12 protein-coding genes are annotated in these 15,096 nt (G+C 70.8%); 9 read left to right on the top strand and 3 right to left on the bottom strand.

Annotated features, from left to right (window positions below; translation table 11 throughout):
- Positions 1–172: 172 nt before the first annotated feature.
- Both ACSHXC_RS04800 and ACSHXC_RS04795 read right to left on the bottom strand, forming a co-directional pair.
- On the bottom strand, positions 173–571 hold the full coding sequence (locus ACSHXC_RS04800) for a cupin domain-containing protein (RefSeq protein WP_438290341.1): 399 nt from the start codon (positions 569–571) through the stop codon (positions 173–175).
- 38 nt (positions 572–609) lie between these two features.
- Positions 610–1,518: an alpha/beta hydrolase gene (locus ACSHXC_RS04795; protein WP_438290340.1), complete on the bottom strand. Its 909-nt coding sequence runs from the start codon at positions 1,516–1,518 to the stop codon at positions 610–612.
- A gap of 108 nt (positions 1,519–1,626) precedes the next feature.
- Here ACSHXC_RS04795 and ACSHXC_RS04790 point away from each other — a divergent pair, with 108 nt between their 5' ends.
- A complete protein-coding gene (locus ACSHXC_RS04790; RefSeq protein ID WP_438290339.1) occupies positions 1,627–2,664 on the top strand; it encodes a helix-turn-helix domain-containing protein in 1,038 nt (345 codons plus the stop codon).
- 77 nt (positions 2,665–2,741) lie between these two features.
- Here the strand turns inward: ACSHXC_RS04790 and argG are convergent, their stop codons facing one another.
- Positions 2,742–4,190: an argininosuccinate synthase gene (gene argG, locus ACSHXC_RS04785; RefSeq protein ID WP_344379378.1), complete on the bottom strand. Its 1,449-nt coding sequence runs from the start codon at positions 4,188–4,190 to the stop codon at positions 2,742–2,744.
- A gap of 205 nt (positions 4,191–4,395) precedes the next feature.
- Between argG and ACSHXC_RS04780 the strand changes: the two genes are divergently transcribed.
- From ACSHXC_RS04780 to ACSHXC_RS04745, 8 genes are all read left to right on the top strand, one after another.
- Positions 4,396–5,412, top strand: a complete 1,017-nt coding sequence (locus tag ACSHXC_RS04780; protein WP_438290338.1) for a LacI family DNA-binding transcriptional regulator — start codon at positions 4,396–4,398, stop codon at positions 5,410–5,412.
- Positions 5,409–6,968, top strand: a complete 1,560-nt coding sequence (locus ACSHXC_RS04775) for a sugar ABC transporter ATP-binding protein (protein ID WP_438290337.1) — start codon at positions 5,409–5,411, stop codon at positions 6,966–6,968. Before ACSHXC_RS04780 ends, ACSHXC_RS04775 begins: the two co-directional genes overlap by 4 nt.
- A complete protein-coding gene (locus tag ACSHXC_RS04770; RefSeq protein WP_438290336.1) occupies positions 6,958–8,913 on the top strand; it encodes an ABC transporter permease/substrate-binding protein in 1,956 nt (651 codons plus the stop codon). The genes ACSHXC_RS04775 and ACSHXC_RS04770 overlap by 11 nt, the downstream gene beginning before the upstream one ends.
- A 60-nt stretch (positions 8,914–8,973) precedes the next feature.
- Positions 8,974–9,879 (top strand): ribokinase, encoded by a 906-nt coding sequence (locus ACSHXC_RS04765; RefSeq protein WP_438290335.1) that lies wholly within the window; start codon positions 8,974–8,976, stop codon positions 9,877–9,879.
- 422 nt (positions 9,880–10,301) lie between these two features.
- On the top strand, positions 10,302–11,486 hold the full coding sequence (locus ACSHXC_RS04760; RefSeq protein WP_438290334.1) for a low temperature requirement protein A: 1,185 nt from the start codon (positions 10,302–10,304) through the stop codon (positions 11,484–11,486).
- Positions 11,487–11,614: 128 nt separating this feature from the next.
- Positions 11,615–12,805, top strand: a complete 1,191-nt coding sequence (locus tag ACSHXC_RS04755; protein ID WP_438290333.1) for an MFS transporter — start codon at positions 11,615–11,617, stop codon at positions 12,803–12,805.
- Positions 12,806–12,856: 51 nt separating this feature from the next.
- Entirely contained in the window at positions 12,857–13,231 is a 375-nt protein-coding gene (locus ACSHXC_RS04750; protein ID WP_438290332.1) for a nuclear transport factor 2 family protein, read from the top strand.
- A gap of 157 nt (positions 13,232–13,388) precedes the next feature.
- Positions 13,389–14,999, top strand: a complete 1,611-nt coding sequence (locus tag ACSHXC_RS04745) for an FAD-binding oxidoreductase (protein WP_438290331.1) — start codon at positions 13,389–13,391, stop codon at positions 14,997–14,999.
- Positions 15,000–15,096 lie beyond the last annotated feature (97 nt).

Raw genomic sequence — 15,096 nt, 5'->3', positions numbered from 1 at the left:
ACCTCGTGGACGCGCTGAGTCCGCTGGAGGCCTGGAGTCGGCGATGGGCGGGGGAGGCAGAGGTCGGCACGGCCGGCTGACATGGTCACCTGCCCCGCCCCAGCCGGGCGGGGCAGGTGACCCACCTGGAGCAGGGCTCCTCGGGCGCAAGAGCCTGCGCCCCCGCCTGGGCCTATGCCCGCCTCTCCAGCCGGCTCCCGCCCCGCACCGTGACGGACATGATGTCGCTCGGGGCGTCGAGTTCGATGCGGTGCCAGCGGCCTCGCGGGACGATGACCGCGGTGCCGGGCGCCAGCTTGGCCTCTTCCTCCTTCTCGCCCTGCTGCTCGGGGCGGAAGTACAGGCGTATCCCTCCGGTGAGGCAGGTGACCAGCTCCTCCGCCTCCGGGTGGACTTCCCAGTGATCGGCATGGACGTCGGCGTCGGTCTCCACGTGGAACGTCATCATGTGCCAGCCGCCCCTCCCGGAGTCCTTGAACACCTGTGGCTCCGGGTGCACTTGGCCGCCGTCGCCGAGGTGGATGAAACGGGCGAAGAGATCCATCGGGGGCATGGTGTCGGTGCTGGTCATTTCCGGGCGTCCTTCCTTCGGCAGTGCGGTTGGGGCGGTCACTTGGTCACGGCCCGGCGCAACACCGCGGCCAGCTCCGCTATCTGACGCTGTGACACCTCAGCGGGTAGGAGTGCCTGCGAGCCGTGGAACGTGCCGGGCCACTGGTGCAGTTCGACCGATACGCCCGACTGCAGCAGACGCAGCGCGTAGGTGATGTCCTCGTCGCGGTTCGGGCAGTACTCCGCTGTCGCGACGTACGCGGGCGGCAGGCCCGTCAGGTCGGTGGCGCGGGCGGGGGCGGCGTACGGGGAGGCCGGTGTGGAGCCCAGGTAGTGGCGCCACGAAGCGGTGATCTTGTCGCGGGTCATCCAGGGCGTATCGGTGAATTCCCTTGCGGACCAGGTCTGTTGGCGGTCGTCCAGGCCCGGCTGGTTGAGCAGCTGGAAGTGGATGCGCGGGCCCTGCTCGTCACGCGCCCGCAGCGCGGTAGCGGCCGCGAGACCCCCGCCGGCGCTGTGGCCGCCCACCGCGATCCGGTCCGGGTCGATGCCGAGTTCGGCCGCGTTCCCGGCCGCCCAGGTCAGTACGGCATAGGCGTCGTCCGGGGCGGCCGGGAACGGGTCCTCGGGAGCCAGGCGGTAGCCCACCGAGATCACCACCGCGCCGGAGGCCTCCGCGATGCGGGCGGCCCACGGGTGCTCGGTCTCCACGTCGCCCATGACGAATCCGCCGCCGTGCAGCCAGATGAGGGTGCCCTGCGCCTCGCGCGGACGGTAGATCCGTACCGGCACCGGGGGATCGGCGGGCACCATGAGGTCCTCGACGTCCAGGTTCGAGGTGTCCGGTGCGGGCACCGAGGCGGCCAGTGCGGCGAAGTTCACCCGCTCCTTGACCGGGTCGGTCAGGTCGGCGCGGGGGAACAGCGAGACGAATGCTTCGAGTTCGGGATCCAGTTTGTGTTCCATGCGGACCATCCTCGGTCCGGCCGGCCGCCGGGAGCATCCGCCGGGCGTCGGGCACCGGGTCCCCATCACGCACCGTTCGGCGCTTACCCTCCTCTGGGGGGAGGTGTCATGGAGGCACTGGTCATACGGCTGTCGCAGGTGGACTCCGCGGCGGAGGGCGCCATCCGCGTCGTCATGTTCTACGACACGCTGATGCGCCGGCGCGTCGATCTCCCGGCGCTCGCCCGGGCGTCGGCGGGCCTGGCCGAATGCGTGGCCGGGATCCGGCTGCACGGCACCGGGCGGGCAGTCCGCTTCGCGCCCGACGGAACGGCGGCGACCGCCTCGCCACCACCCCCGTCCAGCACGGCGCCGATCACCCTCGACGAGGAGGAGATCGGCACGGTGTGGCTGGAGCGGCCCGGTGCGACAGGGCCGCTCGACGACATGGTGCTCGAACGGCTCTCCATCGCCGTCGCGGCGGCCGTCGAACGGTACGGCCCGGCTCGCACCACCATGGCCGACCCCGCCCTCGTCGAACTGGTCGTCAGCTCGGACAGCGAGGATGCGGCCCGCGCCCGGGCCCTGAGGCTCCTCGGCTTCGCCGCCGCGGTGCCCGTCCGCGTCGTCGCCGTACGCTCGCACCTTCCGCTCGACAAGATCGGCGGGCTGCTGTGCCCCGCGCGCCCGGTGAAGGCGGCACCGCTCGGCGACGTGGGCGTCATCCTGGCCGCGAGCGTGGACGCGGCCCGGCTTCCGGCCGGCGTACGCGCGGGCGTCGGCGCCGCCGAGCGCCCCGACCGGTCGTGGTGCGAAGCGCGTACCGCACTGCGGTTCACCACAGCGCGCGAACCCGTCGTCCGCTACCAGGAGTTGGGGGCTCTGGCGCTCCTGGCCGAGATACCGCGGGAAGCCTCGCGCGACAACGCCGACGTGGCCGCGATCGCGCGCCTCGCCGGCAACCCGGAGGACCTGGAGACACTGGACGCATACTGTGCCACCGGCTCCCTGCGCCGCGCCGCCGACCTGCTCCATCTGCACCACAGCAGCGTCGCCCGCCGGCTGGAGCTGATCGGGAAGACCCTGGGCGTCGAACTCACCGAGCCCGCCGGGCTGTTGAGAGCCCGGCTCGCCCTCACCGCCCGGCGGCTGCTGCTCGACGACTGAACCACGTCGGTCCGCTCCCCGAGAGGAGCGGACCGACGTGTATGCCGCGGACGACGAACTCCGCTTCCGGTGGAGCGCTAGTCCGTGCCGAACTCCATCGCCGCGCGGTCCAGGAGCTCGTCGTCGCCCGACACCTGGCCGCGGGAGGCGATGACCTCCGCGCCGCCCTCCGGCATGGCGCCGATGAGGCCGGTCGCCGCCGCCTGGGCGGCGCCGATCAGCTCCGGGTGCGCGGTGCCGACGATGCCGAGACCGGCGTACTGCTCAAGGCGGGCGCGCGAGTCGGCGATGTCGAGGTTGCGCATCGTGAGCTGGCCGATCCGGTCCACGGGACCGAACGCGGAGTCCTCGGTGCGCTCCATCGACAGCTTGTCCGGGTGGTAACTGAAGGCAGGGCCCGTGGTGTTGAGGATCGAGTAGTCCTCGCCGCGCCGCAGCCGCAGCGTCACCTCGCCGGTGACGGCCGAGCCGACCCAGCGCTGGAGCGACTCGCGGACCATCAGTGCCTGCGGGTCCAGCCACCGGCCCTCGTACATGAGCCGACCGAGCCGCCGGCCCTCGTTGTAGTACTGCGCGAGAGTGTCCTCGTTGTGGATCGCGTTCACGAGCCGCTCGTACGCCGCGTGCAGCAGCGCCATGCCGGGGGCCTCGTAGATGCCGCGGCTCTTGGCCTCGATGATCCGGTTCTCGATCTGGTCGGACATGCCCATGCCGTGGCGGCCGCCGATCGCGTTCGCCTCCATCACCAGGTCGACCGGCGAGGCGAACTCCTTGCCGTTGATCGTCACCGGGCGGCCCTGGGCGAAGCCGATCGTCACGTCCTCAGTGAGGATCTCGACCGACGGGTCCCAGAACCGCACGCCCATGATCGGCTCGACGGTCTCGACACCCGTGTCCAGGTGCTCAAGTGTTTTGGCCTCGTGGGTGGCGCCCCAGATGTTGGCGTCGGTGGAGTACGCCTTCTCCGTGCTGTCCCGGTAGGGCAGGTCGTGGGCGAGCAGCCACTCCGACATTTCCTTGCGGCCGCCGAGCTCGGTCACGAAGTCCGCGTCCAGCCAGGGCTTGTAGATCCGCAGGTGCGGGTTGGCGAGCAGGCCGTACCGGTAGAACCGCTCGATGTCGTTGCCCTTGAAGGTCGAGCCGTCGCCCCAGATCTGGACGTTGTCCTCCAGCATCGCCCGCACCAGGAGCGTGCCGGTGACGGCGCGGCCCAGCGGGGTGGTGTTGAAGTAGGCGCGGCCGCCCGAGCGGATGTGGAACGCGCCGCACGCGAGCGCGGCCAGGCCCTCCTCGACCAGCGCCGCACGGCAGTCGACCAGGCGCGCGATCTCGGCACCGTAGGCCTTCGCACGGCCGGGCACCGACGCGATGTCGGGCTCGTCGTACTGGCCGATGTCGGCGGTGTAGGTGCACGGGACGGCGCCCTTGTCGCGCATCCACGCGACGGCGACGGAGGTGTCGAGTCCGCCGGAGAAGGCGATGCCGACGCGCTCGCCGGCGGGCAGGGAGGTGAGAACCTTGGACATGGGAAGAGTATGCATCAATACGAATGTTTATGCAACCCCTCTGGGGCGGTCGGGGATTTACTGTCACGATCCGGTCTCGCTACCCCCTTCAGGTCTTGCCCGACCGTCGTGTAATCGATTCCAATGCCTGCGTGTAATCGATTCCACGACCGGGCTGCGGTCCCTGGGATCGGGAGTCGAGGTTCCACGAGGAGGTGGTCCGGCGATGGCGGGCATCAAGGATGTCGCGGCCGAGGCGGGGGTGTCCGTCGCCACGGTGTCGCGGGTGCTCAACAGCCATCCGTCGGTCAGCGAGGCGGCGCGCGCCCGGGTCCTCGCGGCCGTCGAGACGCTCGGCTACCGGCCCAACGCCGTGGCCCGCTCGCTGCGCACCGACCAGACGCGCACCCTTGGCCTGGTCATCAGCGACGTACTGAACCCGTACTTCACCGAGCTAGCACGCTCCGTCGAGGAGGCGGCCCGGGCGCTCGGCTACAGCGTGATCATCGGCAACGCCGACGAGCGGCCCGAGCTCCAGGACCACCACGTCCGCACCCTCCTGGACCGCCGCATCGACGGGCTGCTCGTCTCGCCCACCGACGGCGGCTCCCCGCTCATGCTGGAGGCCGCGCGCGGCGGCACCCCCATGGTCTTCGTCGACCGCTGGATCCCCGGCATCGACGTACCCGTGGTGCGCGCCGACGGCCGCGCCGCCATCCGCGACCTGGTCGCCCATCTGCACCGCCTCGGCCGCCGCAGGCTCGCCATCATCGCGGGCCCGGCCGCCACCACCACCGGCAGCGAGCGCGTAGAGGCGTTCCGCGCGGCGCTCGGCGAGCACGGCATCTCCCTCCCCGACGACTACGTCGGCCAGGGAGACTTCCAGGCGGCCAGCGGGCGCCGGGCCACCGAACGGTTCCTCGCCCTGCCCGAGCCGCCCGACGCCGTCTTCGCCGCCGACAACCTGATGACGCTGGGCGCACTCGATGCCTTGCGCGCCCGAGGGCTGCGCATCGGCGACGACATCGCGCTCGCCGCCTTCGACGACATCCCGTGGTTCGTGCACACCGACCCGCCCGTCACCGCGATCGCCCAGCCGACCGGCGAACTCGGCCGGGCCGCCGTGCGCGCGCTCGCCGACCTCATCGAGGGCCGGACCCCGCGGTCCGTCACCCTCCCCGCCTCGCTCGTCGTACGCCGTTCCTGCGGCGAGAGCGCCCCGACCCCGAGGAGCGAGCAGTGAGCTCAGCAGAGGGTCAACTGGCCGTAGATTCAGGTGAGTTGCTGCGTATCGAAGGGGTCCGGAAGACCTTTCCCGGCGTGGTCGCCCTCGACGGGGTCGACTTCGATCTGCGGCGTGGCGAGGTGCACGTGCTGCTCGGCGAGAACGGCGCCGGCAAGAGCACCCTCATCAAAATGCTCTCGGGCGCCCATCGCCCCGACGGCGGACGCATCCTCGCCGAAGGCCGCGAGGTGCGCATCCACGGCGCGCAGGACGCCGAGCGCCTCGGCATCGCCACCATCTACCAGGAGTTCAACCTGGTGTCCGAGCTGAGCGTCGCCGAGAACATCTTCCTCGGCCGCCAGCCCCGGCGCTTCGGGATGATCGACCGCCGGACGATGGAAGCGGCCGCCGAAAAGCTCCTCAAGCGGGTCGGCGTGGACGTCTCGCCCCGCACCAAAGTGCGCGAACTCGGCATCGCCCGGCTCCAGATGGTGGAGATAGCCAAGGCGCTCAGCCTGGACGCCCGCGTGCTGATCATGGACGAGCCGACCGCCGTGCTCACCTCAGAAGAGGTGGACAAGCTCTTCCGGATCGTGCGCACCCTGCGCGACGACGGCGTGGGCATCGTCTTCATCACCCACCACCTCGAAGAGATCGCGGCCCTCGGCGACCGGGTCACCGTGCTGCGCGACGGCCGCAGCATCGGCCAGGTGCCCGCCTCGACCCCCGAGGACGAGCTCGTACGGCTGATGGTGGGCCGCAGCATCGAGCAGCAGTACCCGCGCGAGAGGCCCGCCCCGGGTGGGCCGTTGCTCCAGGTCAGCGGCTTGACTCGGCACGGTGTCTTCCACGACGTCAGCTTCGAGGTGCGGGCCGGGGAGGTCGTCGGCCTCGCAGGCCTCGTCGGCGCCGGGCGCACCGAGGTGGTCCGCGCGGTGTTCGGCGCCGACCCGTACGACGCGGGCACCGTCGAGGTACGCGGCGAACGGCTCGCCCGGGGCGATGTGAACGCCGCGATGGGCGCCGGGGTCGGGCTCGTGCCCGAGGACCGCAAGGGGCAGGGCCTGGTGCTCGACGCCTCCGTACAGGAGAACCTCGGCCTGGTCACGCTGCGCTCGGCCAGCCGCGCCGGGCTCGTCGACCTCAAGGGCCAGCGCACGGCCGCCGCCCGCATCGCCGGGCAGCTCGGGGTGCGCATGGCCGGGCTCGACCAGCAGGTGCGCACCCTGTCCGGCGGCAACCAGCAGAAGGTCGTCATCGGCAAATGGCTCCTCGCGGGCGCCTTGGTGCTGATCCTCGACGAGCCGACCCGGGGCATCGACGTGGGCGCCAAGGTCGAGATCTACCAGCTCATCAACGAGCTCACGGCCTCCGGGCACGCGGTCCTGATGATCTCCAGCGATCTGCCCGAGGTGCTCGGCATGAGCGACCGGGTCCTCGTCATGAACCAGGGCCGCATCGCCGGCGAACTCCCCGCACATCGAGCGACCCAGGACGCCGTGATGGCCCTGGCCGTCGCCGCACCGAACGCACAGCAGGACCAGGAAGACATGGAGGGCTCCCGTGGCCACTGACACGCTCGACAACCGTACGGGCGCGGGCGGGGCCGCGATCGTGCGCCGCCTGCTGCTCGACAACGGCGCGCTCAGCGCCCTGGTGGTCCTGGTCGCGGCGATGGCGCTGCTCTCCGGGGACTTCCTCACCACGCAGAACCTCCTGAACGTCGGCGTGCAAGCCGCGGTCACCGCGATCCTCGCGTTCGGCGTCACCTTCGTCATCGTCTCGGCGGGCATCGACCTGTCGGTCGGCTCGGTGGCCGCGCTGTCGGCGACCGTCCTCGCCTGGTCGGCGACGTCCGAGGGCGTGCCCGTGTGGCTCGCCGTCCTGATGGCCGTCGCCACCGGCATCGCCTGCGGTCTTGTCAACGGCGTGCTCGTCTCGTACGGCAGACTCCCGCCGTTCATCGCCACGCTGGCCATGCTGTCGGTCGGCCGGGGCCTCTCCCTGGTGATCTCGCAGGGCAGCCCGATCGCCTTCCCCGACTCGGTCTCGGTCCTCGGCGACACACTCGGCGGCTGGCTGCCGGTCCCGGTCCTGGTGATGATCGCGGCCGGACTGGTCACGGCACTCGTCCTCTCCCGTACGTACATCGGCCGCTCGATGTACGCGATCGGCGGCAACGAGGAGGCGGCGCGGCTCTCCGGGCTGCGGGTGAAGCGGCAGAAACTCGTCATCTACGGGCTGTCCGGTCTGTTCGCCGCCGTCGCGGGCATAGTCTTGGCCTCCCGGCTCGTCTCCGCGCAGCCACAGGCAGCCCAGGGCTACGAGCTCGACGCGATCGCCGCCGTCGTCATCGGCGGTGCCAGCCTGTCGGGCGGCGTCGGCAAGGCGTCGGGCACCCTGATCGGCGCGCTGATCCTCGCGGTGCTGCGCAACGGGCTCAACCTCCTCTCCGTGTCGGCGTTCTGGCAGCAGGTCGTCATCGGCGTCGTCATCGCCCTTGCGGTGCTGCTCGACACCCTGCGCCGCAAGGCGGGCGCGACGCCCGGCACCCCTTCCGGCACGGCAGGGTCCGGCGGGAAGGGGCCCGGCGCGGTGAAACTCGCGGTCGCCGCGGTGTGCCTGGCGGCCGTCGTGGGCGCGGGGTACCTCCTGAACCCGGGGTCGTCCGGGGGCACCACCACGAAACTGGGGATGTCCCTGTCCACCCTCAACAACCCGTTCTTCGTGCAGATGAAGGCGGGCGCGCAGGCCGAGGCGAAGGCGGAGGGCATCGACCTCACCGTCACCGACGCGCAGAACGACGCGTCCCAACAGGCCAACCAGATACAGAACTTCACCAGCTCCGGCATGAAGTCGATCATCGTCAACCCGGTGGACTCGGACGCGGTCGGCCCCTCCGTACGCGGCGCCAACCAGGCGGACATCCCGGTGGTCGCCGCCGACCGCGGGGTCAACAAGGCAGAGACCGCGACGCTGGTCGCCTCCGACAACGTGGCGGGCGGCAGGCTCGCCGCGCAGACCCTCGCCGAGAAGCTCGGCGGCAAGGGGAAGATCGCGATCCTCCAGGGCACCGCGGGCACCTCCGCGAGCCGGGAGCGCGGCGCGGGCTTCGCCGAAGGCCTCAAGGCGTACCCGGGCATCGAGGTCGCGGCCCGCCAGCCCGCCGACTTCGACCGAACCAAGGGCCTGGACGTCATGACCAACCTCCTCCAGTCCCACCCCGACATCAGCGGCGTCTTCGCCGAGAACGACGAGATGGCGCTCGGCGCGGTGAAGGCGCTGGGCGGCAAGGCGGGCAGCTCGGTCGCGGTCGTCGGGTTCGACGGAACTCCCGACGGAATCAAGGCAGTTGAGGCGGGCACGCTGTACGCCTCGGTCGCCCAGCAGCCGGCGGAACTCGGCAGGATGGCCGTACAGAACGCGGTCAGGGCGGCGCAGGGCAAGAAGCCGGAGAGCGCGGTGAAGGTGCCGGTGAAGGTGGTCACGAAGAAGAACGCGGCGGAATTCGTCTCGTGAACGCGCCGCGCGGCACTGGTATCTGACCATCGATCAGCTGTAGAGAAGGACGACGATTTCATGCACGACTACGGTCTGCTGGTGGTGGGGTCGGCCAACGCCGATCTGGTGATCGCAGTGGAGCGCAGGCCCGCACCCGGTGAGACGGTGCTCGGCTCGGACCTCGCCGTCCACCCCGGCGGCAAGGGCGCGAACCAGGCGGTGGCCGCCGCGCGCCTGGGAGCCCGTACGGCCCTGCTGGCCAAGGTGGGCGACGACGAGCACGGACGGCTGTTGCTGACGTCGCTGCGTGCGGCCGGGGTCGACACGGTGGGCGTGCTGGTGGACAAGACGCCCACCGGAGTCGCCCTGATCACCGTCGACCCGTCGGGCGACAACAGCATCGTCGTGTCCCCGGGCGCCAACGGCCGGCTGACGCCCGGTGACATCCGCGCCGCCCGAACCCTGTTCGCCCTGGCCCCGGTCGTCTCCGTACAGCTGGAGGTCCCCCTGGAGACGGTGACGGAGGTGGCCCGCTCCCTCGCGCCGGACGCGCGCCTGGTCCTGAACCCGTCACCGCCCGCCCCGCTTCCCGCCGAAGTCCTGGCGGCCTGCGACCCGTTGATCGTCAACGAACACGAGGCGCGGTTCATGCTGGGAGAGTCGGCCGGGGAGGGGCCGGAGGCCTGGGCGCGGGCGCTGCTGGCCCTCGGGCCGCGCTCGGTGGTCGTCACCCTGGGCGCGGACGGCGCCCTCGTAGCCTCCCCGGCCGGGTGCGTACGGGTCCCGAGCCCGAAGGTCGCCCCGGTCGACACGACGGGCGCGGGCGACGCGTTCACCGCCGCGCTGGCGTGGCGGCTGGGAGCGGGCGAGGACCTTGCGGTGGCGGCGGCGTTCGCGGCGCGGGTGGGCGCGGCGGCGGTGACCCGGCGAGGGGCGCAGGACTCGTACCCGACGATGCGGGAGCTGCCCGGCGGGGGCCTTTAGGGCGGCCTGGGCTGGGGGCCGGTGTCCCCGAATGGGTGACCCGTAGAGCGCCACTCGGCGGGTCTGGGTAGCGTCGGAGCAGCTAGAACCCGACATCCTCCACAGAAAGGACATTGTCATGGGAGGTTTGGGAGATCTGCTCGGCGGACTACTCCACGCCGTGCTCGGCCTGCTCGGTCTGTAGAAGCGCCGCCATCGACCGTGTCGCCCCGGCGACCAGCCGGGGCAACACGCAGGGCGCGAGCCCGCCGGCGCGGGTCACCTCGTGACGCCGGCCCTGCCCATCGAGTTCGGACAGCCCCCTCCGCGACTTACTGCAATGTGCTCCCATGCCACCCCGTGCCGGGGGGTGCCTCTGGGGGCACACGCACATTTGACGCTGCAACCAGCATTCCCGTCGGTCGAGGGGAGTAGGTGCGGCGGTGGTTTATCTCGCTGGTCAAGTACGGTCCGCGGAGCCCGGGTTCGTCGATGTGCGGGACCGGGCCACCTGGACGGAACTCTTCTACGATCTGGTGCTCGCCTTCGGGGTGAGCCAGATCGCGCACGTGCTCGCACAGCGGCCCGACTGGGCCACGCTGGGCAGTTGCCTGCTGGTCCTGGTGCCGCTCTGGTGGGCCTGGGTCGATGTCGTCATGGCGATGAACGCCGTGCACGAGACCACCATGCAGCGGGTGTTCCTGCTGCTCGCCGGGCTCGCCACGTACGGCATGAGCGTCGCCGCCCCGCACGCTCTGGAGACCCGCTACGAGGCGCTGCTCTACGCCGGGTGCTATCTCGCGCTGCGGCTGCTCATCGGGGAGGCCATCCGGCGCGAGTGCGCTGTCTATACCATTCACCCCTACCGGGCCGGGCTCGCGTTCGCCCTTGTTCTTTTCGCCACCGCTGTGCTGCCCTCCGGGCTGCGCACCATCGGCTGGGCCGTCGCCGTGGCCGCGGAGATACTCGCTCCGCTCATACTCAGCGGGCATCTGCGGCAGCTGGCCTTCGGGGTCAACCATCTGCCCGAGCGGTTCGGGCTCTTCATCATCATCGCGCTCGGGGAGAACGTCGTGTCCGTGGGCGCCTGGGTGGCCGGGCGGCGGCTCGGGGTGCTCGAACTGCTCTCCGTCTCCCTCGCCTTTCTCACCGGGTGCGCCCTGTGGTGGCTCTACTTCCACCTCGTCGCCTCCGCCATCGCCCACGCCCTGCGCACCCACCCCACCCCGTCCGTCGTCGTACGAGATGTGCTCAGTTATGGCCATCTGGTGCTGGTCCTGGGGTTGCTGCTCGTGTCCGTCGGGGCGGATCGCATTGCTGTCGAGCCCACCCAGGTACCCCATCGAATCGCCGCCGCACTGCTTCCCGTCGGCGCCGCGCTCTTCACGCTCACCTTCTGCTACACCCGCCGGCGCATGTTCGGCGCCGCCTCCCTCACCCGGTTCGCGGGAGGCCTCGCCCTGCTCGCGCTCGGCGGGGTCGCGCCCTGGCTTCCGGGGCTCGCCACGCTCGGCTCCGCGGCCGCTCTGCTGGTCGCCGTGAACGGCATCGAGCACTGGCTGACCAGCGGCGGACGGTCCGTTCCGCTGATCTTCCGTAAGGCCCAACAGGCCTCGTCAGAACGCTAGTTGACGTAGTACGGCGAAGGACCTCGCAGAGTGCTCCGGAGGGTGCCCGCCGAGCGCGAAACCGAGGCACCCGGCCCCTAACGTTCCTGCGTACTCAAGTTTTCCGGCATGGAAAAGGAGGTGGCGTGATGCCGTCCCGCAGTTCGACACCGGCCCTGCTCGCGTTGTCGCTGGGCTATTTCAGTCTGGGGACGATCTCACTTGCAGTGGTCGGTCTCAACGGCCCCATCGGAGACGACCTGCACGTCGCGCCGGCTCGTGTGGGCTTCCTGGTCACCGTCTTCGCGCTCACATTCGCGCTGTTCGCCCCGGCCGCCCCGATTCTGCTGCGCCGCTGGAACCGCAAGCGGGTGCTCCTGCTCGGCATCGGTCTGCTGACCGTGGGCGCGGCCCTCGGCGCCCTCGCCCCCAACTACGGCTTCCTCGCCGTGACCCGGGTCGTCGGCGCGATGGGCGCGGCCGTCTTCGGACCCGGCGCCTCCGCGGCGGGCTCCCTGATCGTGCCGCCCGAGCGAAGGCAGCGCGCCCTCGCCACCGTGTTCGCCGGGATGACGGCGGCCGCGGTGCTCGGCGTGCCGCTCGCCTCGTTCCTCGGCGGCAGCCTCGGCTGGCGCCCGGCGATGCTCGGAGTGGCCGCGCTGTCGGCACTCGGGTGTCTGCTCGTCGCGGTGTACGTGCCGGAGATCCCGTCCGGCGAGCCGCCCACGATCAAGGCCTACCGCGACACCCTGCGCACCCCCGCCGCGCTCTCGACCGTCTCGACGACGCTGCTGTTCATGGCGGCCCAGTTCACGGTCTATGGCATCGCGGGCGCCTATCTCAAGGACCGCTTCGGCGCCTCGTCCGGGCTGATCTCGGCCACCCTGCTCGCGTTCGGCGTCATCGGAGTCCTCGGCAACGCCTCGTCGCCCAGGATCGCCGAGAAGCTCGGCGGCTCGCGCACCATCACCGTCGCGGTCGCCGGCCTCGCCGCCGGATTCGTCCTGCTTCTGGTGGCCCCGCACTCCGAGCCCGGCCTCGTGCTCTTCGCGATCTGGGCGTTCTTCAGCCAGATGTACCAGGCACCCCAGCAGGCCCGCCTCGTGGACCTGCTGCCCACCCAGCCCGGACTCATCCTGGCCATGAACGCCGCAGCCCTCTACCTCGGCATGAGCCTGGGCAGCTTCATCGGCAGCGCCCTGCTGCCCGGCATGGGCGCGGGCCCCATCCCGGCCGTCGCCCTCGTCATCCTCGCCGTCGCCGCCCTCGCGCACGCCTCGTCGGCGCGCAAGGTCACGGTGGCCGAGCAGCCTGCCACCGCCCCGGTCCCCAGCTCGTGAGGGCCCACCCGAACCACACCTCGTAACAGGCAGAAACAACAAGGAGACACCGTGTCCAACCACCACGTGCAGCTCGTGCGCGACTACATCGAGAACATCTGGAACGAGGGGCAGACCGACCGGGCCGACGAGTACCTGGCCGACCGGCTGATCCAGCACAACCCGAACCTGCCCGACGGCCGCAAGCCGCTCGTCGAGTTCATCGAGGGCTTCCGCAAGCAGCTGCCCGAGGCCCGGTTCGAGATCCGCCGGGCCGTCGGCGACAACGGCCTGGTCTTCACGCACTCCCACTTCCGGCCGCAGCCTGGCCACCGCGGCATGGTCGTGGTCGACGTGTTCCGCATCGACGACGGCCGCATCGTGGAGCACTGGGACGTCCGCGAGGACGTGCCGGAGACCACGGTCAGTGGTCACGACGTCTACTGAGCCACACCCCGCTCCCTCCGCTGCCGCTCCCCGAGGCCCTCGCTTCGGAGAGCGGCAGCTCCCATTTCACCCGCCCCACCCACCTGTCGAACCCTGACCCACCCACCTGCTGAACCCTTGCCCCACCCACCTGCTGAACCTGTTGAAGGAGACCACCATGGCTGGAGTGACCCGCCGGGGATTTCTCGGCACCGCCTCCGGGGTCGGCGGCGCCGCCGTGCTCGGCATCACCGCGGCCGGCTCCGCCCGCGCCGCGACCGGCACGGCCGACACGACGAGCACGACCGTCGCCGCCCTGACCGTCACCCCCGACGACCCCCGCTATCTGGACCTCACGGCCCGCGGCTACAACGCCAGATTCGCCGCCAAGCCCGATTCCGTACGCCTCGTGCACTCCACCGACCAAGTGGTGCAGGCCGTGCAGGAGGCGGTGAGCGGCGGCAAGAGAATCGCCGTCCGTGGCGGCGGACACTGCCTCGACGGCCTCGTCGACGACCCCGACGTCCGGATACTCGTCGACATGTCCGAGATGAGCGCCATCACCTACGACGCGGCGCGCCGCGCCTTCGCCGTGGAGGCCGGCGCCATGCTCGGCCATGTCTACCGCACCCTCTACCTGGAGTGGGGCGTCACCATACCCGGCGGCACCTGCCCCACCGTCGGCGTCGGCGGGCATGTCAGCGGTGGTGGATACGGGGCCATGTGCCGCCAGTACGGTGCGGTCGTGGACCACTTGTACGCGGTGGAGGTGGTGTACGTGGATGCCCTGGGTATCGCGCGCTGTGTGGTCGCGACCCGGGACACCACCGATCCCAACCGCGAGCTGTGGTGGGCCCACACAGGTGGCGGTGGCGGGAACTTCGGGATCGTGACCCGGTACTGGTTCCGCTCGCCGAACGCCACCGGAACCACCCCGTCCAGCCTGCTGCCCAAGCCGCCGTCCAGCCTGCTCAAGGCCACCGCGAGCTGGAAGTGGACCGACCTCACCGAGGCCGACTTCGGCCGGCTGGTGCGCAACCACAACAACTGGCACCACACGAACAACACCGTCGGCACCGCGTACGACAGCCTCAACAGCGTGTTCATCCTGAACAACTACGTCCAGGGCGCCCTCGTCCTCAGCGCCCAGATCGACGGCTCCCTCCCCAACTCGGCTGATTTGATGGGCAGTTACCTCGCCGCGGTCGCCGAGGGCGTGACCGCGCCGCACACCACGGCCACCTCCAGCTGGCCCTGGCTGAAGGCCACCCTCAAGGACCCGTACGACACCGGTGTGTTCAACCGCGGCAAGTTCAAGGGGGCCTACCTGCGCGAGAGCTGGTCGGACGCACAGCTCGCCGTGCTCTGGCGCAACCTCTCCGACAGGACGTACGACGGCCACGCGGGCATCCTGCTCTACACCTACGGCGGTCAGGTCAACACCGTCGCCCCCGGCGCCACCGCGCTGGCCCAGCGCGACTCCATGCTGAAGGCCAACTTCACCACGTACTGGAGCGACCCCGGCCAGGACGACCGGCACATCGCCTGGATGCGCAACCTGTACCGGGACATGTACGCCGACACCGGCGGAGTGCCGCTGCCCGACGGGCCCGCCGACGGCAGTTACATCAACTACCCGGACGTCGACCTCACCGACCCGGCCTGGAACACCTCGGGCGTGCCCTGGCAGACCCTGTACTGGAAGGGCAACTACCCCCGCCTCCAGAAGGTCAAGAAGACCTGGGACCCGAAGAACGTCTTCCACCACGCCCTGTCGATCACCGCCTGACCGGGTCGCGTACTACGTGAACCGCCCCGCCCCGAGACCGGGAGCGGGGCGCTTCACGCACTAGACGCACTACACGTACTTCACGTGCCGAACAGCG

Origin of the sequence: Streptomyces sp. HUAS TT7 (assembly GCF_051550175.1) — a bacterium.
Lineage (GTDB): Bacteria > Actinomycetota > Actinomycetes > Streptomycetales > Streptomycetaceae > Streptomyces.
The sequence above is the reverse complement of the archived record's forward strand: the minus strand, read 5'-3'. Positions and strand labels throughout refer to the sequence as shown.